Annotated in this window: 23 protein-coding genes and 1 pseudogene; 21 read left to right on the forward strand and 3 right to left on the reverse strand. The window is 68.0% G+C overall.

The annotated features are described in order from the left end of the window. Positions 1 to 1,268 (reverse strand): DEAD/DEAH box helicase (locus I73_RS14240; RefSeq protein WP_022981228.1); only part of this gene is annotated, 1,268 nt, incomplete at its 3' end. An 89-nt stretch (positions 1,269 to 1,357) separates the two neighbouring features. Between I73_RS14240 and I73_RS32615 the strand changes: the two genes are divergently transcribed. The 4 genes from I73_RS32615 (at position 1,358) to I73_RS14260 (ending at position 3,887) form a co-directional block, all read left to right on the forward strand. Beyond that, positions 1,358 to 1,591, forward strand: a complete 234-nt coding sequence (locus tag I73_RS32615; RefSeq protein WP_148289800.1) for a hypothetical protein — start codon at positions 1,358 to 1,360, stop codon at positions 1,589 to 1,591. A gap of 94 nt (positions 1,592 to 1,685) precedes the next feature. Beyond that, a complete protein-coding gene (gene queA, locus I73_RS14250; RefSeq protein WP_022981230.1) occupies positions 1,686 to 2,786 on the forward strand; it encodes a tRNA preQ1(34) S-adenosylmethionine ribosyltransferase-isomerase QueA in 1,101 nt (366 codons plus the stop codon). A 59-nt stretch (positions 2,787 to 2,845) separates the two neighbouring features. Further along, positions 2,846 to 3,304 carry a c-type cytochrome gene (locus I73_RS28005; RefSeq protein ID WP_022981231.1) on the forward strand — a complete coding sequence of 153 codons (459 nt, stop codon included), beginning with the start codon at positions 2,846 to 2,848 and terminating at the stop codon, positions 3,302 to 3,304. Positions 3,305 to 3,425: 121 nt separating this feature from the next. After that, positions 3,426 to 3,887, forward strand: a complete 462-nt coding sequence (locus I73_RS14260) for an ABC transporter substrate-binding protein (protein ID WP_022981232.1) — start codon at positions 3,426 to 3,428, stop codon at positions 3,885 to 3,887. Here the strand turns inward: I73_RS14260 and I73_RS34855 are convergent. After that, positions 3,850 to 4,269, reverse strand: a pseudogene (locus tag I73_RS34855) (FAD-dependent oxidoreductase); the annotation flags it as partial. The gene I73_RS14260 and the pseudogene I73_RS34855 overlap by 38 nt on opposite strands. Before the next feature lie 499 nt (positions 4,270 to 4,768). Here I73_RS34855 and rpsB point away from each other — a divergent pair. The 16 genes from rpsB to I73_RS14345 all read left to right on the forward strand — a co-directional run bounded on the left by rpsB (position 4,769) and on the right by I73_RS14345 (position 19,824). Continuing rightward, a complete protein-coding gene (rpsB, locus tag I73_RS14270) occupies positions 4,769 to 5,515 on the forward strand; it encodes a 30S ribosomal protein S2 (RefSeq protein ID WP_026096742.1) in 747 nt (248 codons plus the stop codon). Positions 5,516 to 5,632: 117 nt separating this feature from the next. Further along, positions 5,633 to 6,529: a translation elongation factor Ts gene (tsf, locus tag I73_RS14275; RefSeq protein ID WP_022981235.1), complete on the forward strand. Its 897-nt coding sequence runs from the start codon at positions 5,633 to 5,635 to the stop codon at positions 6,527 to 6,529. Between the two features lie 100 nt (positions 6,530 to 6,629). After that, on the forward strand, positions 6,630 to 7,340 hold the full coding sequence (gene pyrH / locus I73_RS14280; RefSeq protein WP_022981236.1) for a UMP kinase: 711 nt from the start codon (positions 6,630 to 6,632) through the stop codon (positions 7,338 to 7,340). A 23-nt stretch (positions 7,341 to 7,363) separates the two neighbouring features. Then, complete coding sequence (frr, locus tag I73_RS14285; RefSeq protein WP_022981237.1) at positions 7,364 to 7,924, forward strand: ribosome recycling factor; 561 nt, start codon at positions 7,364 to 7,366, stop codon at positions 7,922 to 7,924. A gap of 5 nt (positions 7,925 to 7,929) precedes the next feature. After that, positions 7,930 to 8,670 (forward strand): isoprenyl transferase, encoded by a 741-nt coding sequence (locus tag I73_RS14290; protein ID WP_022981238.1) that lies wholly within the window; start codon positions 7,930 to 7,932, stop codon positions 8,668 to 8,670. 10 nt (positions 8,671 to 8,680) lie between these two features. Then, complete coding sequence (locus tag I73_RS14295) at positions 8,681 to 9,517, forward strand: phosphatidate cytidylyltransferase (protein ID WP_022981239.1); 837 nt, start codon at positions 8,681 to 8,683, stop codon at positions 9,515 to 9,517. An 11-nt stretch (positions 9,518 to 9,528) separates the two neighbouring features. Next, a complete protein-coding gene (locus I73_RS14300) occupies positions 9,529 to 10,722 on the forward strand; it encodes a 1-deoxy-D-xylulose-5-phosphate reductoisomerase (RefSeq protein WP_022981240.1) in 1,194 nt (397 codons plus the stop codon). Between the two features lie 3 nt (positions 10,723 to 10,725). Beyond that, entirely contained in the window at positions 10,726 to 12,093 is a 1,368-nt protein-coding gene (gene rseP, locus I73_RS14305) for an RIP metalloprotease RseP (protein ID WP_022981241.1), read from the forward strand. 14 nt (positions 12,094 to 12,107) lie between these two features. Continuing rightward, the gene (gene bamA, locus I73_RS14310) at positions 12,108 to 14,417 is read left to right on the forward strand and encodes an outer membrane protein assembly factor BamA (RefSeq protein ID WP_040500386.1); all 2,310 of its coding nucleotides are present in this window, start codon (positions 12,108 to 12,110) and stop codon (positions 14,415 to 14,417) included. Further along, the gene (locus I73_RS14315; RefSeq protein ID WP_022981243.1) at positions 14,417 to 14,923 is read left to right on the forward strand and encodes an OmpH family outer membrane protein; all 507 of its coding nucleotides are present in this window, start codon (positions 14,417 to 14,419) and stop codon (positions 14,921 to 14,923) included. The genes bamA and I73_RS14315 overlap by 1 nt, the downstream gene beginning before the upstream one ends. A gap of 16 nt (positions 14,924 to 14,939) precedes the next feature. Beyond that, positions 14,940 to 15,992 carry a UDP-3-O-(3-hydroxymyristoyl)glucosamine N-acyltransferase gene (lpxD, locus tag I73_RS14320; protein WP_022981244.1) on the forward strand — a complete coding sequence of 351 codons (1,053 nt, stop codon included), beginning with the start codon at positions 14,940 to 14,942 and terminating at the stop codon, positions 15,990 to 15,992. Next, positions 15,989 to 16,438 (forward strand): 3-hydroxyacyl-ACP dehydratase FabZ, encoded by a 450-nt coding sequence (gene fabZ, locus I73_RS14325; RefSeq protein ID WP_026096745.1) that lies wholly within the window; start codon positions 15,989 to 15,991, stop codon positions 16,436 to 16,438. The genes lpxD and fabZ overlap by 4 nt, the downstream gene beginning before the upstream one ends. A gap of 16 nt (positions 16,439 to 16,454) precedes the next feature. Next, positions 16,455 to 17,255: an acyl-ACP--UDP-N-acetylglucosamine O-acyltransferase gene (gene lpxA / locus I73_RS14330; protein ID WP_022981246.1), complete on the forward strand. Its 801-nt coding sequence runs from the start codon at positions 16,455 to 16,457 to the stop codon at positions 17,253 to 17,255. A gap of 43 nt (positions 17,256 to 17,298) precedes the next feature. Further along, a complete protein-coding gene (gene lpxB, locus I73_RS14335) occupies positions 17,299 to 18,417 on the forward strand; it encodes a lipid-A-disaccharide synthase (protein WP_026096746.1) in 1,119 nt (372 codons plus the stop codon). After that, a complete protein-coding gene (rnhB, locus tag I73_RS14340; protein WP_022981248.1) occupies positions 18,389 to 19,015 on the forward strand; it encodes a ribonuclease HII in 627 nt (208 codons plus the stop codon). Before lpxB ends, rnhB begins: the two co-directional genes overlap by 29 nt. Further along, complete coding sequence (locus I73_RS14345; RefSeq protein WP_022981249.1) at positions 19,012 to 19,824, forward strand: RNA methyltransferase; 813 nt, start codon at positions 19,012 to 19,014, stop codon at positions 19,822 to 19,824. The genes rnhB and I73_RS14345 overlap by 4 nt, the downstream gene beginning before the upstream one ends. Before the next feature lie 2 nt (positions 19,825 to 19,826). Here I73_RS14345 and I73_RS14350 read toward each other — a convergent pair whose 3' ends face one another. Beyond that, positions 19,827 to 20,648 carry a pyruvate, water dikinase regulatory protein gene (locus I73_RS14350; protein ID WP_022981250.1) on the reverse strand — a complete coding sequence of 274 codons (822 nt, stop codon included), beginning with the start codon at positions 20,646 to 20,648 and terminating at the stop codon, positions 19,827 to 19,829. A 227-nt stretch (positions 20,649 to 20,875) separates the two neighbouring features. Between I73_RS14350 and ppsA the strand changes: the two genes are divergently transcribed. Next, positions 20,876 to 22,292: phosphoenolpyruvate synthase (gene ppsA, locus I73_RS14355; RefSeq protein WP_022981251.1), on the forward strand; the 1,417-nt coding region annotated here is incomplete at its 3' end.

Consider the following 22,292-nt stretch of genomic DNA (forward strand, 5'->3'; position numbering starts at 1 on the left):
CCGTCGTCGGTCTGCGCGCGCAGCTTGCGCCGCAGCTCCAGCCGCTGCGCCACGCCGAAGCGGTGCTGCTCGTCCACGATGGCCAGGCCCAGTTGGGAGAACACCACGTCGTCCTGGATCACCGCGTGCGTGCCCACCACCAGCAGGGCCTCGCCGCTGGCCACCTTGGCCAGCATGGCCTGGCGCGCCTTGCCCTTGCGGCTGCCGGTCAGCCAGGCCACGGTGATGCCCAGCGGCGCCAGCCACTGCACCAGCTTGGCAAAGTGCTGCTCGGCCAGGATCTCGGTGGGCGCCATCAGCGCGCATTGCCAGCCCTGGTCCATGGCGATGGCGGCGCACAGCGCGGCCACCACCGTCTTGCCCGCGCCCACATCGCCCTGCAGCAGGCGGTGCATGGGCTGGGGCTGGGCCAGGTCGGTGGCAATCTCCTCGCACACCCGGTGCTGGGCCCGGGTCAGGCCCCAGGGCAGCTGGGCCAGCAGGCGCTCGTGCAGGCCGCCGGGCCGGGCCGGCAGGGCGGGGGCGGCCAGCAGCGCGCGCTCGCGGCGCGACTGCATCTGCGAGAGCTGCTGGGCCAGCAGCTCCTCGAACTTCAGGCGCTGCCAGGCCGGGTGGCTGTGGTCCTCCAGCGTGGCCAGCTGGGCCTGGGGCGGCGGGTGGTGCAGGAAGTGCAGCGCGTCGCGCAGCGTGGGCAGGCCCGCGGGCACGCTGCCGGCGGGCAGCACCTCGTCCAGCGGGGCGCGCGCCAGGCCGGCGGCCACCGCCTTGCGCAGATAGGCCTGGGGCAGCTGGGCGGTGCTGGGGTAGACGGGGGTGAGCGAGGCGGCCAGCGGGGTGCCGTCCTGTACCGCCTTGAAGGTCGGGTGCACCATCTCGCGGCCGAAGAAGCCGCCGCGCAGCTCGCCGCGCACCCGCACCCGCGCGCCCGGGGCCAGCGTCTTCTGGTGCGAGGGGTAGAAGTGGATGAAGCGCAGCACCAGCTCGTCGCCGGCATCGTCCTGCAGCCGCACCACCAGCTGGCGGCGCGGGCGCAGCTCCACCTTGGATTCGGTCACTACGCCCTCGGTCTGCAGCGGCAGGCCCAACCGGCCCTCGCGCAGCGGGGTCAGGCGGGTCTCGTCCTCGTAGCGCAGCGGCAGGTGCAGGGCCAGGGCCAGCGGCGTGGTCAGGCCCAGGCGCTCCAGGGCGCGGGCCGGCCCCGAGCGGGGTTTGTCGGTCGCGGGGGCAGCAGCAGAGGCAGAGGGGGCCGTGGCGCGGACGTCAGGCATGCAGGAATTCTCGCCGCAGCGCCGGGATGCGGCCCGGCCGCCACAGCCGCTGACACTTTTTTTCACCTGAGCGGGGAAGGCCGCTGTCCGTGGGCGGTGCCTGCGGTGACAATCCGGAGCCCAACAGCGGAACACCGGATGCGCCGCTGCAGAAATGGATGTTCATGGTCGTCGCGCTGCGGGTCTTTGGTCGCTTGATGTTCTGGTTGTCGATGGTGCTGATGCTGGCCCTGGCGCTGGCCTGGGCCTGGGATCGCTCCGACACCAATGCGGCGGCCGCCGCCACACCGGCGGTTCCCGCGCAGGCGGCCCACGGGGGCTGATCTCGCCCGGGTCCGGCCCGGGCTGCAAGGCCGGGGTATGCATGGGAGAATGCCCGCCTGTTCAACACTTGAAGGCCGGTCAAGCCTGCAAGCCATGCCTGTGTCCCCCACGCCGTCCGGCGCCCCGGCCTTCACCCTGGCCGATTTCGATTTCCCCCTCCCCCCCGAACTGATCGCGCAGCAGCCCGCCGCCGAGCGCAGCGCCGCCCGCCTGCTCGATGGCCGCGGCGACCGCCCGGTGGACCGGGTCTTCCGCGAACTGCCCGGCCTGCTGCAGCCCGGCGACCTGCTGGTCTTCAACGACACCCGGGTGCTCAAGGCCCGCCTGCATGGCGAGAAGGCCACCGGCGGCAGCGTCGAAGCCCTGGTCGAGCGCGTGCTGCCCACCCCGCCGGGGGGGCCCGGGGAGCTGCTGGCCCATGTGCGCGCCAGCAAGTCGCCCAAGCCCGGCAGCACGGTGCGCCTGGGCACCGACCGCGGCGAAGGCTTCGAGGCCGAGGTGATCGGCCGCGCCGGGCCCGACAACGCCCTGTTCCACCTGCGCGTGCCGGGCGAGCCCTTCGCCCTGCTGGAGGCCTTCGGCCATGTGCCGCTGCCGCCCTACATCACGCACGACGACGCGCCGGAGGACGAGACCCGCTACCAGACCGTCTTCGCTGCCCGCCCGGGCGCGGTGGCCGCCCCCACGGCCGCCCTGCACTTCGACGACGGCGTGCTGGCCGCGCTGGCGGCGCGCGGCATCGAGCGCACCCAGGTCACCCTGCACGTGGGCGCCGGTACCTTCCAGCCGGTGCGCACCGAGAACATCGCCGAGCACAAGATGCACAGCGAGTGGTTCGAAGTGCCGCAGGCCACGGTGGACGCCATCGCCTGCACCCGGGCCGCGGGCGGGCGCATCGTCTCGGTGGGCACCACCACGCTGCGGGCGCTGGAATCGGCCGCGGTGCAGACCGGCAGCCGCGAAGGCCTGGACCGGGCCTGCCATGGCGAGACCGACATCTTCATCACCCCGGGCTTCCGCTTCCGGGTGGTGGACCGGCTGGTGACCAACTTCCACCTGCCCAAGAGCACGCTGATGATGCTGGTGAGCGCCTTCGCCGGCCACGAGCACATCATGGCGCTCTACCGCCACGCCATCGAGGCGCGCTACCGCTTCTTCAGCTACGGCGACGCCATGCTGCTGGACCGGCGCTGAGCGCGCCGCTGCCGCCGGGCAGGTAAGCTAGCGCCTGACCACTGCTTCCTGCCCTCGCCATGACCGCCCGCGTCGCCTTCCCGCTCCCCGTCTCCATCGCCCTGCGTCTGGGGCCTGTGCTGGCCCTGCTGACGGCGGGTGTCTGCCAGGCGGCCGCCCCGACGGTCGACGGGGCCCGGGCCGAGCGCATCGCCCAGGGCGCCGGCTGCTTCAGCTGTCACCAGATCGACCCGCGGCCCGCCGATGAGGACGAGGACGACGATCAGGCCGCCGCCACGACGGCCGCGGCCCGCCCCCCCATCGCACCGGCCTGGCGCAACGTCGCCACCAAGTACCGCCACGACGGTGGCGCCCTGGAGCGCCTGACCCGCGCCGTGCTGGGCGGCTCCAACCCCTACGACCCGCACTGGAAGTACCAGGTCACCGGTCTGGCCATGCCGGCCAACCGCATCGCCATCAGCGAGGACGATGCCCGCCTGGTGGTGCGCTGGATCCTGTCGCTGGACGACCCGGACTGACGCCTTCCGCATCGTCGGCGCGCCTTGCGCCGCGTCAGGCCGGCGACACGCGCGCATGCCATCATCGCGCCCGACGAGAGGCGGCGCCCTGTGAGGCCCGTCCGGCACAGGAGACAAGACGATGCGACGCAAGCTGGTGTGGGCCCTGTCGGGCCTGCTGTGGGGGGTGTCGGCCTGGGCGGCCGGTCCCCAGGAGGGCCCTGCGCCGATCAGGGTCGGCTTCATCTGCCCCTTCACCGGCGGCTCGGCCGACTTCGGCACCGCCGCGCGGCTGGGCGCCGAGCTGGCCGTCAGCGAGATCAACCAGGCCGGCGGCTACCTGGGCCGCCCGCTGGAGCTGGTCGCTCGCGACGACAAGTCCAACCCCGACGAGGGCCGCAAGATCGCCGAGGAGCTGGTGCAGGGCAAGAAGGCCGACTTCACCATCGGCTTCTGCAATTCCGGCGTGGCGCTCAAGTCGCTGGAGGTGTTCCGCGAGTCGCATGGATGGCTGGTTCCGCTATCGCCAGCTCCTCGGGGCCCAGGCATTGGTGGGGCAACCCCAGGCTGGACAGATGGGCGGCGTCGGCTTCTCTCAGCTTGAGGCTGCGTTCGTCCGGATGAAGGATCAGCCAGCCCCGTCGCTGTTCGAACTCCAGTCGGTGCTCAGCTTCCAGTTGCGCCAGCACTTGTTCCCCCAGATCGGCCAGTCGCACCAGCAACTGCTGGCGGGCCAGCCAGTCGGCCTGCTTGCGCGCACGGGCCTGCAGTCTGGCCTGGGGGCTCCAGGGGCTGCGATGCAGCCAGCGTGGATGGCGACTCAGGCTGGGCAACGCGGTCGGGCAGAGGATGCCCGCGCCGGCGAAGCTCGCTTCCGTGGCGATGCCGCCGCGGCGTTCGAACACCTCCACACGATGGCCTCGCCAGGACAATTCGAGTGCGGTGCACACGCCGACGAAGCCGGCGCCCACAATACCAATGTGCATGTCAGCGGCTCCGGTCGAGGTGCACGGTGCCGAAGGCGGGCAGTGGATGGGTAGGGAGGTGGCCCAGCAGAGGCTGCGGCTGCGAGCGGGTCAGGAACCGGGATTGCATCGGAGGGGCCGCGGGCGGCACAGGGCGGACGCAGGGCCCGCCGCCCAAACGCACCGCACGCTGTGTGCGGCGGTGGCGTGGCGCCCGGCGTCGCGTTGTTGACATCTGGCATTGTGCCTTGCGTTTGCACACGGATTTGCGCGTCGGGCTGAACGCAGGGCGTGCCGGCGTGGCGTCCATTCGGGATGTTGCGGTTTCTGCTACAATCTTGGGGTTTACCTCGGCAGAGGTCTCTGAGAAGGGGCTTGGGTCGAGGTGGGCAGGTGGTCGCCGCGGTGGCGGCTGCCTCAATCGCGAACCCGGCCTCTCAAGGTGTTGCGCGTTGCCTGCGGCTGAGCTGCGGGCCGGCAATCAGAGCCGGGCTTCTAGACCCAACCTTTGGAGTACTCCATGTCCGTTTCGATGCGCGAAATGCTGGAAGCCGGTGTCCACTTCGGTCACCAAACCCGCTTCTGGAACCCCAAGATGGCCCCGTTCATTTACGGCCATCGCAACAAGATCCACATCATCAACCTCGAAAAGACGCTGCCGAAGTTCGAGGAAGCCCTGAAGTTCGTGCGTCAGCTGTCGGCCAAGCGCGGCACCATCCTGTTCGTGGGCACCAAGCGTCAGGCGCGTGATGTGGTGGCCATGGAAGCCGCCCGCTGCGGCATGCCCTACGTTGACCAGCGCTGGCTGGGCGGCATGCTGACCAACTTCAAGACCGTCAAGGGCTCGCTGAAGAAGCTGAAGGACATGCAGGCCCAGAAGGACTCTGGCGCCGAAATGCGCATCAAGAAGGAAGCGCTGCTGTTCGACCGTGAGCTGGCCAAGCTGGAGAAGGACATCGGCGGCATCCAGGACATGGGCGCGCTGCCGGACGCCATCTTCGTGATCGACGTGGGCTTCCACAAGATCGCCGTGGCCGAAGCCCAGAAACTGGGCATCCCGGTGGTCGGCGTGGTGGACACCAACCACTCGCCCGATGGCGTGGACTACGTGATCCCCGGCAACGACGACTCCGCCAAGGCGGTGGCGCTGTACGCCAAGGCCATGGCCGACGCTGTGCTGGAAGGCAAGGCCAATGCCGCCACCGAGCTGGTGCAGGCCGTGGCCGCCGACGGTGACGAATTCGTCGAAGTCAGCGAAGAAGCCTGAGCAGGCGCATCGCGCCAGTGACCAAGGGGCTGCTACAGCCCCTTTTTCACACCCCCGAAACGATTTCTGATTGAACCTCGGGTGGTTGCGACAACTACCCTACACGGAGAGAGAAACATGGCTGCTATTACCGCCGGCATGGTTGCTGAACTGCGCGCCAAGACCGATGCCCCGATGATGGAGTGCAAGAAGGCGCTGACCGAAGCCGAAGGCGATCTGGTCAAGGCCGAGGAGCTGCTGCGCGTCAAGCTGGGCACCAAGGCCGGCAAGGCTGCTGCCCGCGTGACCGCCGAAGGCGTGGTCGCTTCCTTCATCGACGGCAACACCGGCGCGATGATCGAAGTCAACTGCGAAACCGACTTCGTGACCAAGAACGACAGCTTCCTGGCCCTGGCCAAGGCTGCAGCCGAGCTGGTGGCCAAGCACAACCCGGCCGACATCGCGGCCCTGGGCGCCCTGGCCTACGCGCAGGACGGCTTCGGCCCCACCCTGGAAGACGTGCGCAAGGGCCTGATCGGCAAGATCGGCGAGAACATGTCCTTCCGCCGCTACCAGCGCTGGGCCAACGGTGGCACCCTGGCCACCTACCTGCACGGCACCCGCATCGGCGTGGTTGTCGAGTTCGACGGCGATGCCGTGGCCGCCAAGGACGTGGCGATGCACATCGCCGCCATGAAGCCGGTGGCCCTGACCTCCGCCGAAGTGTCGGCCGACCTGATCGCCCGCGAGCGCTCGGTGGCCGAAGCCAAGGCGGCCGAATCCGGCAAGCCGGCCGAGATCGTGGCCAAGATGGTCGAAGGCTCGGTGCAGAAGTACCTGAAGGAAGTCTCGCTGGTGGACCAGGTCTTCGTGAAGGCCGCCGACGGCAAGCAGACCGTGGGCGCCTACCTGAAGTCGGCCAACACCACGGTGAAGGGCTTCACCCTGTACGTGGTGGGCGAAGGCATCGAGAAGAAGGTGGACGACTTCGCCGCCGAAGTGGCTGCCCAGGTGGCCGCCGCCAAGGGCCAGTAAGCCTGGCCCTGACCGGTACGCGGCCTCAACCCTCACCAGGAGCGAGCCGCGTACACTTTCCGCCGATTCACGAGATCCACGCCGCCCTGGGGAACCCCGCATGCCAGCCTACAAGCGCATCCTGCTCAAACTGTCCGGTGAGGCCCTGATGGGCGACGATGCCTACGGCATCAACCGCGCGACCATCGTCCGCATGGTCAAGGAAGTGCAGGAGGTCACCGAGATGGGCTGCGAGGTGGCTGTGGTGATCGGCGGCGGCAACATCTTCCGCGGCGTGGCCGGCGGCTCGGTGGGCATGGACCGCGCCACCGCCGACTACATGGGCATGCTGGCCACGGTGATGAACTCGCTGGCCCTGGCCGACACCATGCGGCAGGAAGGCATGACCGCCCGCGTGATGTCCGCCATCTCGATCGAGCAGGTGGTCGAGCCCTATGTGCGCCCCAAGGCGCTGCAGTACCTGGAAGAGGGCAAGGTGGTCGTGTTCGCCGCGGGCACCGGCAACCCCTTCTTTACCACCGACACCGCTGCCGCGCTGCGCGGCGCCGAGATCGGTGCCCAGGTGGTGCTCAAGGCCACCAAGGTGGATGGCGTCTACTCCGCCGACCCGAAGAAGGATCCTTCGGCCACCCGCTACAGCCAGATCAGCTTCGACGAGGCGATCTCCAAGAACCTGCAGGTGCTGGACGCCACGGCCTTCGCGCTGTGCCGCGACCAGAAGCTGCCGATCAAGGTCTTTTCCATCTTCAAGCCGGGCGCCCTCAAGCGGGTGGTGCAGGGCGAGGACGAAGGCACCCTGGTGCACGTCTGAAGATTCACGGAACGCGAACGATCATGACCATTGCTGACATCAAGAAGACCGCCGAGACCAAGATGGCCAAGTCGGTCGAGGCCCTGAAGAACGAACTGCAGAAGATCCGCACCGGCCGTGCCCACCCCGGCATCCTGGATCAGGTCCATGTCGAGTATTACGGCTCCATGGTGCCGCTGAGCCAGGTCGCCAATCTGAGCCTGCTGGACGCCCGCACGATCAGCGTGCAGCCCTGGGAAAAGGGCATGGCCTCCAAGATCGAGAAGGCCATCCGCGAATCGGACCTGGGTCTGAACCCGGCCTCGCAGGGCGATCTGATCCGTGTGCCGATGCCCGCGCTGACCGAAGAGCGCCGCAAGGAGCTGACCAAGGTCGCCCGCGGTGAGGGCGAAGACGCCAAGGTGGCCGTGCGCAACCTGCGCCGCGATGCCAACGAGCACCTGAAGAAGCTGCTCAAGGACAAGACCATCACCGAGGATGACGAGCGCCGCGCGCAGGACGACATCCAGAAGCTGACCGACCGCACCATTGCCGAGATCGACAAGACGGTGCAGGCCAAGGAAGCCGACATCCTGGCCGTCTGACCCGGATGAACGCCTCGGTTGCGCAAGAGGGCAGCATTCCGCGCCACGTGGCCATCGTGATGGATGGCAACGGGCGCTGGGCGCGCAAGCGCTTCATGCCCCGCATCTTCGGTCACAAGTACGGCATGGAGACGGTGGTTCGGGTGATCGACCACTGCCAGGCGCGCGGGGTTGAGTACCTTACGGTCTACGCCTTCTCCTCGGAGAACTGGAAGCGGCCGGAAGACGAGGTCTCGGGGCTGATGAACCTGGTCCTGGTCGGCATTTCCAAGTACCTGGGCAAGCTGGCTTCGCGCGGTGTGCGCATCCATGTGGCCGGGGACCGCAGCAAGGTGTCTGAGCGGGTGCGCCAGGCCTGGAACGAGGCCGAAGAGCGGACCCGCCACAACACGGGTCTGCATGTGACGGTGGCCTTCAACTACGGGGGCCGCTGGGACATCGTTCAGGCCTGCCAGCGCGCGCTGGCCGAAGGCGTAGCGCCCGAAGCGCTGACCGAAGAGGCGCTGTCTCGCCACATGTCCCTGGCCTATGCGCCGGATCCCGACCTCTTCATCCGCACGGGTGGAGAAGTCCGGGTGAGCAATTTCCTGCTCTGGCAGTTGGCCTACGCCGAGCTGTATTTCACCGACTGCCTCTGGCCGGACTTCGACGAGGCCGAGCTGGACAAGGCCTTCGCGGACTATGCCCGGCGAGACCGGCGCTTCGGTGGCGTCAAGGCCGCGTCGGCCGCCGAGCCCACCGCCTGATCGGGGCCCCATGCTGATCCAACGAGTCATCACCGCGCTGGTCCTGCTGGCGCTGCTTCTGCCTGCGCTCGTGGCCAGCTCGCCCTGGCCTTTCGCCCTGCTGACCCTGGTCCTTATCGGGGCCGGCGGATGGGAATGGGCCCGTCTCATCGGAGTCGAGGGTTGGCGGGCCGTGGCCACCGGGGGCGTGGTGGTGGGGCTGTGCGCCCTGGGCGCCTGGACGGGCTGGTCTGCCCAGGCGCCGGCCTGGGTCTGGTGGGCGACCTCCGTCTGCTGGGTGCTGGGTGGCTCTTTGGGTTTGCGCAGCGGCCCGCAGGCCTGGCCTCATCTGCCGCGTGCCGCGCGCTGGCTGATTGGCGTGCTGGTGCTGCCCGCCGCTTGGCTGGCCTTCTGCAATGCCCGGGCGCTCGGGCTCAACTTTCTGCTGTCTGCGCTGTGCCTGGTCTGGATGTCCGACATTGCCGCCTATTTCGGGGGCAAGACCTGGGGCCGGCGCAAGCTGGCCGTGACGATCAGCCCTGGCAAGACCTGGGAAGGGGCTTGGACCGGCCTGATCGGCGTGGGTCTGCTGGCGGTGGGGTGGGTGCTGGTCGAGCGCTGGACCCTGGTGGACGCCGGCAGCCTGTATGACCGACTGTGGCTCGGCCTGGGTGGGTTGGGCGCGGTGCTGGCCCTGGCCGCCCTGGTGGCTCTGGGCATCATGGGGGATCTGCTCGAGTCACTGGCCAAGCGGGCTGCGGGCATGAAGGATTCCAGCGGCCTGCTGCCCGGTCATGGTGGTGTGCTGGACCGGGTGGACGCCCTGTTGCCCGTGCTGCCGGCCGTGATGGCGCTGGCCAGCCTGTGAGGAAGAACATCATGACAACACGGCAGAGGCTGTGCATTCTGGGATCGACCGGCTCGATCGGCACCAACACGCTGGACGTGGCAGCCCGCCATCCGGAGCGCTTCGAGGTGGTGGCCCTGAGCGCGCATTCGCGCGTGGACGAGTTGCTGGCCCAGTGTCGCCAGTGGCGGCCTCGTTGGGCCGCCATGAGCGATGTCGACGCCGCGCAGCGCTTGGCCGTGGCCGTGCGCGCCGAAGGCCTGCCCACCGAGGTGCTGGCCGGGCCCGAGGCGCTGGTGTCCCTGGCCGCCCACGGTGAGGTGGACAGCGTGATGGCCGCCATTGTGGGGGCCGCCGGCCTGCCGGCCTGCATGGCCGCGGCGCGTGCGGGCAAGCGCCTGCTGCTGGCCAACAAGGAGGCCCTGGTGGTGGGTGGCGCCCAGTTCATCGCCGCGGTGCGCGACGGCGGTGCGCAACTGCTGCCCATCGACAGCGAGCACTCGGCCATCTTCCAGTGTCTGCCCGAAGACCGCTCGACCTGGCCACAACGCATCGACCACATCGTCCTGACGGCCTCCGGCGGACCGTTTCGCCAAGCCGATCCGGCCAGCCTGCGCGATGTGACGCCCGAGCAGGCCTGTGCACACCCGAACTGGGTGATGGGGCGCAAGATCTCGGTCGATTCGGCCACGATGATGAACAAGGCGCTGGAGGTCATCGAAGCCCGCTGGCTGTTCGATCTGGCGCCATCCCAGGTGAAGGTCGTCATCCATCCGCAGAGCATCATCCACTCGATGGTGGTCTGCCGGGACCAGTCCGTGCTGGCCCAACTGGGCACGCCCGACATGCGCGTGCCCATTGCCTATGGTCTGTCCTTCCCGGAGCGCATCGCCTCGGGCGCTTCGGCCTTGGATTTCCTGGGCCTGAAGTCACTGACCTTCGAGGCGCCGGAGCGTGCGCGCTTCCCAGGCCTGTTCCTGGCGTGGGATGCCCTGGAGGGGCCACATGGGAGCACGGCGGTGCTCAACGCGGCCAACGAGGAGGCCGTGGCGGCCTTCCTGGCGCGTCGCCTGCGCTTCACAGAGATCCATGAGGTCGTGGCCCGAACCCTGGAACTTGAGGTGCCCCGCCTGAGTCTGTCGCTGGACGTGCCGGTGGAGGCACTGCTCGCGCTGGACGAGCAGGCCCGTCGTTGCGCACGCGAGATCATTGCCCGCCTTCACTGACCCATGCCGATCACGCCACTGGCCTTTGTGCTGACCTTGGGGGTCCTCATCGTCGTGCACGAATTCGGCCACTATCAGGTGGCCCGCTGGTGCGGTGTGAAGGTGCTGCGCTTTTCGGTCGGGTTCGGAAGGGTGCTCTGGCGGCGCCTGTCGCGCGATGGCGTCGAGTTCACCCTCGCGCTGATCCCCTTGGGGGGCTATGTCCGGATGCTCGACAGTCGGGAGGGTGAGGTGCCCTCCGACCAGATGACGCAGGCCTTCGATCGACAGCCCCTGCGCCGCAGGGTGGCCATCGTGGCCGCCGGGCCGCTCGCCAATCTGGCGCTGGCGGTCCTGCTGTATGCCGGTGCCGGCTGGCTCGGCACGCTGGAGGCGGAGCCGGTGCTGGCGGCGCCGCCGGCGGGAAGTCTGGCCGAGGGGGCCGGGTTGCAGGCCGGTGATCGGGTGCAGTCACTCAGCGTGGGTGAAGGGGACTGGCAGGCGGTGCGCTCCATCACCGATCTGCGCCGGGCGCTGGCCCTGGCCGTGCTGGATCGGCAGTCCATCCAGCTGGCGGTGTCCGACGCCCAGGGAGGCCATCGGCGGGTGGCGGTGCTGCCCTTGGGGCAACTGGGTGGCGCCGAGTTGGACGGGCCCATGGTCCGCCGCATTGGCGTGGGCAGCCCCTTCAGCGAGCCGGTGCTCGGCCGCCTGGAAGTCGGTGGCCCAGCCGCACGGGCGGGTTTGCACGAGGGGGATCGGGTGCTCACGGTGGATGGGCGACCGGTGGCCGATGCACAGTCCCTGCGCGAGGCGATCCGTGCGGCGGGGGCGCATGCGCCCGACACGATGCAGTGGCTGGTGGAGCGTCAGGGGCAGCGCCTGTCGATCTCGGTGACACCCCGGCGTGTCGAGGACCGCGAAGCCGGGGGCACGATCGGTCGCATTGACGCCTATGTCGGCCAGCCGCCGGCCATGGTCATGGTGCGACTGGGCCCGTTGGAGGGGCTGCGACAGGCTTTCCACCAGACCTGGGATACCGCCTGGACCAGTCTGCGCATGCTGGGACGCATGCTGGTGGGCCAGGCTTCGCTCCGGCAGCTGAGTGGTCCGCTGACGATTGCGGACTACGCCGGACAGTCGATCCAGATGGGGCTGGTTCCCTACCTGGCCTTCCTGGCGATGATCAGCGTGAGTCTGGGCGTCCTGAACCTCCTGCCGCTGCCCATGCTCGACGGTGGTCACCTGATATATTACGTTTTCGAGGGGGTGACCGGCCACCCGGTCCCGGACCATTGGCAGGCATGGCTGCAGCGCGGTGGTGCCATCGTTCTGCTGCTGATGATGTCCATTGCCCTATCCAACGATGTGGCCCGGTTACTGGGCCTGTAGTGACATTCTTTCCGATGCGATCAACCCCCCTTGAGCGCTGGCTGCGGCCGGTTCCTGCCTGTGTGGCCCTGCTGACCGTGGCGCACGCGCCTGTGGTGCACGCGGTGGAGCCCTTCGATATCGCGGACATCCGCGTCGAGGGGCTGCAGCGCAGTGACCCCGGCAGCGTGTTCGCGGCCCTGCCATTCCGGGTGGGGGACAGCTACACCGACGACAAGGCCGCAGCTGCGCTGCGCGCTCTGTTTGCCACCGGCCTGTTCAAGGACGTCCGCATCGACCTGGAAGGGCGCGTGGTCGTGGTGGTGGTGCAGGAGCGTGCCTTCATCGCCTCGGTGAACTTCAGCGGCCTCAAGGAGTTCGACAAGGACACCCTGACCAAGGCGCTGAAGGACAACGGCATCAGCGATGGCCAGCCCTATGACAAGGCGGTCATCGACCGGGCCGAGCAGGAAATCAAGCGCCAGTACCTGTCCCGCAGCTACTACGGGGCCGAAGTGGTGACGACGGCCACGCCGGTGTCGCGCAACCGGGTGGATGTGACCTTCAACGTGGTTGAAGGCAATGTTGCCAAGATCCGCAGCATCCACATCCAGGGCGCCCAGGCCTTCGACGAGTCCACCTTGCTGGACATGATGGACCTGACGACCACCGGGTGGTTGACCTGGTACACCAAGACCGACCGCTACGCCCGGACCAAGCTGAACGCTGACCTCGAGAAGCTCCGGTCCTTCTACCTGAACCGCGGGTACCTGGAATTCCAGGTCAAGTCCACCCAGGTCACCATCTCGCCCGACAAGCAGCACATCGACATCGGCATCGTCATCGATGAGGGCCTGCCCTACACCGTGACCGGTGTGCGCCTGGAAGGCAACTACCTCGGCAAGGAAGACGAGTTCAAGGCTCGTGTGTCGATCCAGCCGGGCGAGGCCTACCGCGGTGATGATGTGTCGGCCACCGTGCGTCGTTTCACCGATTTGTACGGGTCCTATGGCTATGCCTTTGCCAAGGTGGAATCTCAGCCCCAGATCGACCGCCAGACCGGCCAAGTGGTGGTGGTGCTGCGGGCCAACCCCGGCGTGCGCGTCAACGTGCGCCGCATCAACCTGGCGGGCAACACCATCACGCGCGATGAGGTGATCCGCCGGGAGTTCCGCCAGTTCGAGTCGGCTTGGTACGACGGCAACCGCATCAAGCTGTCGCGGGACCGGGTGGAGCGCCTGGGCTACTTCGACGAAGTCACGGTTGACACCAACGAGGTCCCCGGTGCACCCGACCAGGTGGACCTGACGCTGAACGTGAAGGAAAAGCCCACCGGCAGCCTGAATCTGTCGGCGGGGTACTCGAGTGCGGACCGGCTGTCCCTGTCGGCCTCGATCAGCAAGGACAACATCTTCGGCTCGGGCAACTCGCTGTCCTTCGGCGTGAACACCGCCAAGTCCAGCCGGTCCCTGGCCGTCTCCACGGTGGATCCTTATTTCACCGACGATGGCGTGTCGCGCGCCATCGACGTCTACTACCGCCAGTCCAAGCCCTACAACAGCCGCGGCAGCTCCTATGACCTGGCGACGCCCGGTGTGGCCATCCGCTTTGGCGTGCCGTTCAGCGAGTACGACACGGTGTTCTTCGGCGTGGGGGCCGAGGCCACCATCATCGGTACCTCCAAGGGCCTGCCGCTGAGCTACACCAAGTTCGCCGACGAGTTCGGCACCCACAGCTGGGACATGCCGTTCACGATTGGCTGGGCCCGTGAAGAGCGCGACAACCCGATGGCGCCCACGCGTGGCCGCTACCAGCGTCTGAACATCGACTTCAGCCTGATCGGGGATGTGCGCTATGCGCGGATGAACGGGCAGGTCCAGCAATATCTCGCCGTGCCCTACTTCCCCAAGCTCACGCTGGGCCTGAACGCCGAACTGGGCGTGGGCACGGGGCTGGATGGCCGCTCCTATCCGATCTTCAAGAACTACTACGGTGGCGGCCTGGGTTCGGTGCGTGTCTTCGAGCAGAACTCCTTCGGGACCACCGATGTGACCGGTGCCTACATCGGCGGCAACAAGAAGTTCAATGCCAACGCCGAGCTGTACTTCCCTGTGCCGGGTACCGGCAACGACAAGAGCCTGCGCATCTTCGCTTTTGCCGACACGGGCAATGTCTGGGGCATCACCCAACAGGTGCATCTGGACGACCTGCGGGCGTCGGCCGGCTTCGGCCTGAGCTGGGTGTCCCCCGTGGGTCCCCTCAAGATGAGCTACGGTGTGCCCTTGCGGGCCTTCAGCAGCGATAAAATCCAACGCTTCCAGTTTCAGATCGGAACTTCTTTCTGATGATGACTTCGCTCGTGAAATCCGTGCTGGCTTGCGCGGCCCTGTCCCTGGCCCTGGGCGCTTCGGCACAGGAACTCAAGATCGGCTATGTGAACGCCGAGCGCGTGCTGCGTGAAGCGGCACCCGCCAAGGCCGCCCAGGCCCGGTTGGAAGCCGAGTTCAAGAAGCGCGAAGGCGAGCTGAACGACACCGGCACCAAGCTGCGCGCCGACATGGACAAGCTCGACAAGGAAGGGCCGACCCTGTCCGAGGCCGAGCGCACCCGTCGCCAGCGTGACCTGGCGGAACAGCAGCGCGACTTCGAGCGCAAGCGCCGCGAGTTGATGGAAGACCTCAACACGCGCAAGAACGAAGAACTCGCTGCGGTGACCGAGCGTGCCAGCAAGGTCATCAAGCAGATCTTCGAGCAGGAGAAGTACGACCTGATCCTGCAGGAAGTCGTGTTCGCCGGCCCCCGTGTCGACATCACCAAGAAGGTGATCGACGCGCTGAACTCCGGCAAGTGAGAAAGGCCGTCCTTCCATGAACTCTCTGCCGGGCGTGGCCGCTCCGGTCCGTCTGGCTGACATCGTTCAGGACCTGGGCGGCGAACTCATCGGTGATGGTGATCGCACCATCACCCGTCTGGCCTCTCTGGAGGCCGCTGACGAGCACAGCATCAGCTTTCTGGCCCAGGCCAAGCTGAAGCCGCTGCTGCAGACCACCGAAGCCGCCTGTGTGATCGTGCGTCCGGAATGGCGTGACGAGGCTGCAGCGCGGGGCGCGGTGATCGTCGCCCCTGACCCCTACCTCTACCACGCACGGCTCACCGGTTGGTGGGCCAAGCGGGTGCGTCCTGTGCCCGCGGCGGGTGTCCATGCGTCCGCGGTGGTGGGGGAGGGTGTCCAGATCCATCCCAGCGCCTCGGTCGGCCCCCTGGCCTTCATCGGGGATGGCGCGGTGGTGGGCGAGGGCGCGGTGGTGGGGCCCCAGTGCCATGTGGGCGCGCATGCTCGCATCGGCGCCTTCACCGTGCTGGCGCCGCGGGCGCTGTTCGGCGAGGGCTGCGTCATCGGCCAGCGCGGCAAACTGCAGAGCGGTGCCGTGGTCGGCTCGGACGGCTTTGGCTTCGCCCCCTCGCCGCAGGGCTGGCAGAAGATCGAGCAGTTGGGCGTGGTCCGCATTGGAGACGATGTCGACATCGGCGCTTGCACCTGTGTCGACCGAGGCGCACTGGACGACACCGTGCTGGGCAACGGCGTCAAGCTGGACAACCTGATCCAGATCGCCCACAACGTGCAGATCGGCGACCACACGGCCATGGCCGGCTGCGTGGGCGTGGCCGGCAGCGCGCGCATCGGGGCCCGTTGCACCTTCGGCGGTGCCGCCATGATCAGCGGCCACCTTCAGATCGTTGACGATGTGCACGTCACCGCCGGCAGCCTGGTGATGGCTTCCCTGACCAAGCCGGGGCACTACACCGGCTTTTTCCCCATCGATGAAAACAGCAACTGGGAAAAGAACGCGGCCACGCTGCGCCAGTTGCACACCCTGCGCAGCCGCGTGCGCGCACTTGAGAAGAAGCTCACACCATGACAAGCACAATGGACATCCACGACATCCTCAAGCGCCTGCCGCACCGCTATCCCTTCCTGCTGGTGGACCGGGTGCTGGAGCTGGAAAAGAACGTGCGTGTGCGGGCCATCAAGAACGTCACGATCAACGAGCCCTTCTTCACCGGCCACTTCCCGCACCGGCCGGTCATGCCGGGCGTGCTGATCCTGGAGGCCATGGCGCAGGCGGCGGCGCTGCTGTCCTTTGCCTCGGTGGACCAGTATCCCGGGGAAGACACCGTGGTGTACTTTGCAGGCATCGACGGCGCGCGCTTCAAGCGCCCGGTGGAGCCGGGTGACCAGTTGATCCTGGAGGCGACCATCGAGCGCGCCAAGGCCGGCATCTACAAGTACAGCGCCCGCGCCCTGGTGGGCGAGGAGCTGGCCGCCGAGGCATCGCTGATGTGCGCCGTGCGCAACATCACCTGAGCGGGAGAGGGTGGCCATGGCCAGCATCCACGCCACAGCCCTGGTGGACCCGGCTGCCGAGCTGGACAGCTCGGTGACCGTGGGGCCCTATGCGGTGATCGGTCCTCAGGTCCGCATCGGCGCAGGCACCACGGTGGGCGCCCACTGTGTGATCGAAGGTCGGACCACGATCGGGCGCGACAACCGCTTCTACCAGTTCAGCTCGATCGGTGCACCCTCCCAAGACATCTGGCAGGACGCCAACCACCGTGGCGAGGTGACCGAGCTGGTCATCGGCGATCGCAACACGGTGCGCGAGTTCTGCACCCTGAACACCGGGACCCACAAGGAACGGGGCGTCACCTCGGTCGGCCATGACAACTGGATCATGGCCTACGTGCACATTGCGCACGATGTGCAGCTGGGCAGTCACTGCGTGCTGGCCAACAACGCCACGCTGGCGGGGCATGTGCATGTCGGAGACTGGGCCACCATCGGGGGCCTCAGCGGCGTGCACCAGTTCGTCAAGATCGGCGCGCACGCGATGATCGGCTTCCAGGGCCATGTGGCCCAGGACGTGCCCCCCTTCGTGACCGTGGACGGCAACCCGCTGGCGGCGCGCGCCGTGAACCTCACCGGCCTGCGTCGGCGCGGCTTCTCGGCGGAGCGACAGGCCGTGATCAAACAGATGTACAAGCTGCTCTACCGGAGCGGTCTGACCCTGGTCCAGGCCCAGCAGGCCATCGGTGAACTCAAGGGCACGCAGCCCGAGGCCGATGGCGACATCGACAGCATGCTGTCCTTCCTGGCGGCCGCCGAGCGCGGCATCGTGCGCTGAGGTGAGCCATCCCATCGCCCCTTTGCAGGCGCCGCGCCTGGGCATGGTGGCCGGCGAGGCCTCGGGTGACCTGCTGGCCAGCCTGCTGCTCAGCGGGCTGAAGGCCCGCTGGCCGGCCCTGAGTGCGGCGGGTATCGGCGGCCCCCGCATGCAGGCCGAGGGCTTCAACGCCTGGTGGCCCAGCCACAAGCTGTCGGTCTTCGGCTATGTGGATGCCCTGCGCCATTACCGCGAGCTGGTGGGCATTCGCAACCAGCTGCGCGACCGCCTGCTGGTGCAGCGACCCGACGTCTTCATCGGGGTGGATGCTCCCGACTTCAACTTCGGGCTGGAGCAGCCGCTCAAGGCCCAGGGCATCCGCACCGTGCATTTCGTCTGCCCGTCCATCTGGGCCTGGCGGGGCGGGCGGGTGAAGAAGCTGGCCGCGGCGGCGGACCATGTGCTGTGCCTGTTTCCCTTCGAGCCTGCGCTGCTGGCCGAGCACGGCGTGGCGGCGACCTTCGTCGGCCACCCCATGGCCGACCGCATCCCGCTTGAGGTGCCTCAGGCCCAGGCCCGGGCAGACCTGGGCTTGGCGACGTCGGACACCGTGGTGGCCCTGCTGCCCGGCAGCCGGCGCAGCGAACTGCGCTACATCGGGCCGGTGCTGCTGGAGGCAGCGGTGCGCATGGCCCGGCAGCGGTCCGGTCTGCGTTTCATCCTGCCTGTCGTGCCGGGCCTGGATGCCGAGGTGCAGGCCCTGGTGGCACAGCATGCGCCGGGCCTCGACCTGCAGTGCCTGGCCGGGCGGTCCCACGAGGCGCTGGCCGCCTGCGACCTGACGCTGATCGCCAGCGGCACGGCCACGCTTGAGGCGGCACTTTTCAAGCGCCCCATGGTCATCGCCTACCGCATGCACTGGCTGAACTGGCAGTACATGCGGCACATGGCCTACCTGCCCTGGGTGGGCCTGCCCAACATCCTGCTGCGCGACTTTGCCGTGCCGGAACTGCTGCAGCACGCCGCCACGCCCGAGGCCCTGGCCCGTGAAGGCCTGGCCTGGCTGGACGATGCGCCGCGCCGCGAGCGCCTGCAGACCCGCTTCACCGACCTTCATCACATGCTGCGCCAGGACACGGCGCGCAAGGCCAGCGATGCGATCGCGCAAGTCCTCGACGCCTGAGCAGATGAGCCTGCACTTCGATGTCACCGGTCTGGTGGCCGGTGTCGACGAAGCGGGCCGCGGCCCGCTGGCGGGGCCGGTGGTGGCCGCAGCCGTGATCCTCGACGATCTCCATCCCATCGCCGGCCTGCGGGACTCCAAGCAGCTGAGCGCGCGCCGGCGCGATCAGCTCTACGACGAGATCCGGGCCAAGGCCCTGTGCTGCTGCATCGCCGAGGCCAGCGTCGAGGAGATCGACCAGCTCAACATCCTGCACGCCACCATGCTGGCCATGCGCCGGGCGGTGGAGGGCCTGCGCCTGCCGCCAGCCAAGGTGCTGGTGGATGGCAACCGCCTGCCTGTGCTCAAGGTCCCGGGCGAGGCCATCGTCAAGGGCGATGCCAAGGTGCCGGCCATCTCGGCGGCCTCCATCCTGGCCAAGGTGCACCGCGACCGGCTGTGCGAAGAGATGCACGCCCGCTGGCCCGACTATGGCTTCGCCACCCACAAGGGCTACCCCACCGCCGAGCATCTGGCGGCGCTGCGGGTGCACGGGGCCAGCCCCATGCACCGCCGCACCTTCGGCCCGGTGCGGGCGGCACTGCAGGAGGGGGCATGAGTCTCTCGTTCCCGCCCGAGATCGAGGCGCTGCGCATCAGCGCGCGCGACAACCCGCTGCTGCAGCGCATCCGCAAGCTGCTGGCCGATCCGGGCGGCTACCGCAAGGCCGGCCAAGTCTGGCTGGAGGGCGATCACCTGGTCAGCGCGGCATTGGCGCGGGGCTGGATGCTCGAGGCCCTGGTGATGACCGATGCCGCCTGGACGGCGCGGGCCGACTGGCAGGCCTGGACGGCGCAGGCGCGGCGCACGGCCCTGGTGTCTGCCGAGCTGTTCCGGGGACTTTGCAGCCTGGAATCACCGGTCCAAGTGGGGGCGCTGGTGAGCCTGCCGCAGGCACCTGCGGTTCAGCCTGGCGTGTTCACCGTGGTGTTGGACCGGCTGCAGGACGCCGGCAACGTGGGCAGCATCCTGCGCAGTGCCGCTGCCTTCGGCGCGCGTCAGGTGCTGGCGCTCAAGGGCACGGCGGCACTGTGGTCACCCAAGGTGCTGCGCGCCGGCATGGGCGCGCATTTCGGGCTCAGCCTGATCGAGGCCCTGTCGGCAGACGATCTGGCGGCGCTTGACGTGCCGCTGCTGGCCACCAGTTCCCATGCTGGGCGGGTGTTGGGGCAGGGCGCCTTGCCCTGGCCCTGTGCCTGGGTGCTGGGCCATGAAGGGCAGGGCGTGTCTCCCGCGCTGATGGACCGCTGCGCCCACACCGTGAGCATTCCTCAGCCCGGCGGCGAGGAGTCCCTCAATGTGGGCGCGGCAGCGGCCATCTGCCTGTTCGCCAGCGCCACCCGGGCGCAAAGCACGCCCGCCGGCTGAGTTCAGCTGGCCGGGTCGGACAGCACGTCGCGCAGGATGGTCGCGGCGATCTCCTCGATCGACTTGTGGGTGGAGCTGAGCCAGTGGATGCCGCTGCGCTTCATCAGCATCTCGGCCTGCTTGACCTCGTAGCGGCAGTTCTCGATCGAGGCGTACTTGCTCTCCGGGCGCCGCTCGTTGCGGATGTGGGCCAGTCGCTCCGGGTCGATCGTCAAACCGAAGCACTTGTGCTTGTAGGGCGTCAGCGAGGAGGGCAGGTGGCCGCGCTCGAAGTCCTCGGGAATGAGCGGGTAGTTGGCGGCCTTGATGCCATGCTGCATGGCCAGGTACAGCGAGGTGGGCGTCTTGCCGCTGCGGCTCACACCCACCAGGATGACGTCGGCCGCCTCCAGGTTGCGGGAGGACTGGCCGTCGTCGTGGGCCAGCGAGAAATTGATGGCCTCGATCCGGTCGTTGTACTCCTGGCTCTTGGCCACGTCCGAGAAGCGGCCGACCCGGTGGTTGGACTTGAGCCCGAACTCGCGCTCCAGCGGCTCCACAAAGGCCTGGAAGAGATCCATCACCAGGCCCTTGCACTGGTCGCTGGTCAGGATGCCGCGCACGTCCAGCCGCGCCAGCGTGATGAAGACGATGGGACGTCGTCCCTCCGCGGCCGCCACGGTGTTGATCTCGGTGACCACCTTGTGCGCCTTGTCCACCGAGTCGATGAAGGGGCGGCGCACATGGCGCGGCTTGGCTGAGAACTGGGCGAGGATGGAGTGACCGAAGGTTTCTGCCGTGATGCCGGTGCCATCAGAGACATAGAAAACGGTGCGATTGGGCATGCAGAAAACCTTTTGTCGAGTGTCCAGGGCAATGATAGGCATTCCGTCCGTAGAATTCGGCCATCTTCGCCAGGACGGCGCAGGCTGTGTGACGGAAAGCCGTCAGACGCCTGCTCCTTCGGAGCGCCCCTCGCAGGCCATAACAACCATCAGATGCCTGTGAAGCGTGCACCCGAGGACCTGTCCGCGTCCTGTGCGACACCAGTTTTTGTCATCAAGGAGCTTTCATGTCCCACAACGCACTGGACACCGCCCTGGTCGTCCCCTTCGAACACCTGAGGATGACCGACGTCGAAACCGTCGGTGGCAAGAACGCCAGCCTCGGCGAGATGATCAGCCAGCTGGCGGAAGCCGGCGTGCGCGTGCCGGGTGGCTTCGCCACCACGGCCCACGCTTTCCGCTCCTTTCTGGCCCATGGCGGCCTGACCGAGAAGATCAGCGCCCGCCTGGCGGCGCTGGACATCGAGGACGTGCGTGCCCTGGCCGAGGCCGGCGCCGAAATCCGCCAGTGGGTGACTGATGCACCGTTCCCGGCCGAATTCGAGGCGGCCGTGCGGGCCGAGTACGAGCGGGTGGTCGCTGGCGCGCCGGACGCCACCTGGGCCGTGCGTTCTTCTGCCACTGCGGAAGACCTGCCGGATGCCTCCTTCGCTGGCCAGCAGGAAACCTTCCTGAACGTGCATGGCATCGAGGACGTGCTGCACAAGATGAAGGAGGTCTTCGCCTCCCTCTACAACGACCGCGCCATCAGCTACCGCGTGCACAAGGGCTTCGCCCATGACGTGGTGGCCCTGTCGGCCGGTGTGCAGCGCATGGTGCGTTCCGACCTGGGCGCGGCCGGCGTGATGTTCACCATCGACACCGAGTCCGGCTTCAAGGACGTGGTCTTCGTCACCTCCAGCTATGGCTTGGGCGAGACGGTGGTGCAGGGCGCCGTGAACCCTGACGAGTTCTACGTGCACAAGCCCGCGCTGGACGCCGGCAAGCAGGCCGTGATCCGTCGCACCCTGGGCTCCAAGCTGATCAAGATGACCTTCGCCTCGCCCGAGGAGAAGGCCGCCAGCGGCAAACTGGTCAAGACTGAGGACACCCCGCCGGAACAGCGCAACCGCTACTCGCTGAGCGACGCCGACGTCACCGAGCTGGCCCGCTACGCGATGATCATCGAGAAGCACTATGCCCGCCCGATGGACATCGAGTGGGGCAAGGACGGCGTGGACGGCAAGCTCTACATCCTGCAGGCGCGTCCGGAAACCGTGCGCAGCCAGGCCGAGAACCAGGTCGAGCACCGCTACAAGCTCAAGGGCCACAGCACGGTGCTAGCCGAAGGTCGCGCCATCGGTCAGAAGATCGGGACCGGCCCGGTGCGTCTGGTCAGCTCGATCGCCGAGATGGACCGCGTGCAGCCTGGCGACGTGCTGGTGACCGACATGACCGATCCCAACTGGGAGCCGGTGATGAAGCGCGCCAGCGCCATCGTGACCAACCGCGGCGGCCGCACCTGCCACGCGGCCATCATCGCCCGTGAGCTGGGCATTCCGGCCGTGGTCGGTTGCGGTGACNCGACCGAGAAGCTGTCCGACGGTGCCCTGGTGACCGTGGCCTGTTCCGAGGGCGACACCGGCTACGTCTACGACGGCCTGC

Origin of the sequence: Ideonella sp. B508-1 (assembly GCF_000333615.1) — a bacterium.
Lineage (GTDB): Bacteria > Pseudomonadota > Gammaproteobacteria > Burkholderiales > Burkholderiaceae_C > Ideonella.

Excerpts from the sequence above, each read along its gene's own strand:
- queA (WP_022981230.1), top strand. The coding sequence starts at position 1,686 with ATGCCTGTGTCCCCCACGCCGTCCGGCGCCCCGGCCTTCACCCTGGCC.
- I73_RS28005 (WP_022981231.1), top strand. The coding sequence starts at position 2,846 with ATGACCGCCCGCGTCGCCTTCCCGCTCCCCGTCTCCATCGCCCTGCGT.
- I73_RS14260 (WP_022981232.1), top strand. The coding sequence starts at position 3,426 with ATGCGACGCAAGCTGGTGTGGGCCCTGTCGGGCCTGCTGTGGGGGGTG.
- rpsB (WP_026096742.1), top strand. The coding sequence starts at position 4,769 with ATGTCCGTTTCGATGCGCGAAATGCTGGAAGCCGGTGTCCACTTCGGT.
- tsf (WP_022981235.1), top strand. The coding sequence starts at position 5,633 with ATGGCTGCTATTACCGCCGGCATGGTTGCTGAACTGCGCGCCAAGACC.
- pyrH (WP_022981236.1), top strand. The coding sequence starts at position 6,630 with ATGCCAGCCTACAAGCGCATCCTGCTCAAACTGTCCGGTGAGGCCCTG.
- frr (WP_022981237.1), top strand. The coding sequence starts at position 7,364 with ATGACCATTGCTGACATCAAGAAGACCGCCGAGACCAAGATGGCCAAG.
- I73_RS14290 (WP_022981238.1), top strand. The coding sequence starts at position 7,930 with ATGAACGCCTCGGTTGCGCAAGAGGGCAGCATTCCGCGCCACGTGGCC.
- I73_RS14295 (WP_022981239.1), top strand. The coding sequence starts at position 8,681 with ATGCTGATCCAACGAGTCATCACCGCGCTGGTCCTGCTGGCGCTGCTT.
- I73_RS14300 (WP_022981240.1), top strand. The coding sequence starts at position 9,529 with ATGACAACACGGCAGAGGCTGTGCATTCTGGGATCGACCGGCTCGATC.
- rseP (WP_022981241.1), top strand. The coding sequence starts at position 10,726 with ATGCCGATCACGCCACTGGCCTTTGTGCTGACCTTGGGGGTCCTCATC.
- bamA (WP_040500386.1), top strand. The coding sequence starts at position 12,108 with ATGCGATCAACCCCCCTTGAGCGCTGGCTGCGGCCGGTTCCTGCCTGT.
- I73_RS14315 (WP_022981243.1), top strand. The coding sequence starts at position 14,417 with ATGATGACTTCGCTCGTGAAATCCGTGCTGGCTTGCGCGGCCCTGTCC.
- lpxD (WP_022981244.1), top strand. The coding sequence starts at position 14,940 with ATGAACTCTCTGCCGGGCGTGGCCGCTCCGGTCCGTCTGGCTGACATC.
- fabZ (WP_026096745.1), top strand. The coding sequence starts at position 15,989 with ATGACAAGCACAATGGACATCCACGACATCCTCAAGCGCCTGCCGCAC.
- lpxA (WP_022981246.1), top strand. The coding sequence starts at position 16,455 with ATGGCCAGCATCCACGCCACAGCCCTGGTGGACCCGGCTGCCGAGCTG.
- lpxB (WP_026096746.1), top strand. The coding sequence starts at position 17,299 with ATGGTGGCCGGCGAGGCCTCGGGTGACCTGCTGGCCAGCCTGCTGCTC.
- rnhB (WP_022981248.1), top strand. The coding sequence starts at position 18,389 with ATGCGATCGCGCAAGTCCTCGACGCCTGAGCAGATGAGCCTGCACTTC.
- I73_RS14345 (WP_022981249.1), top strand. The coding sequence starts at position 19,012 with ATGAGTCTCTCGTTCCCGCCCGAGATCGAGGCGCTGCGCATCAGCGCG.
- I73_RS14350 (WP_022981250.1), bottom strand. The coding sequence starts at position 20,648 with ATGCCCAATCGCACCGTTTTCTATGTCTCTGATGGCACCGGCATCACG.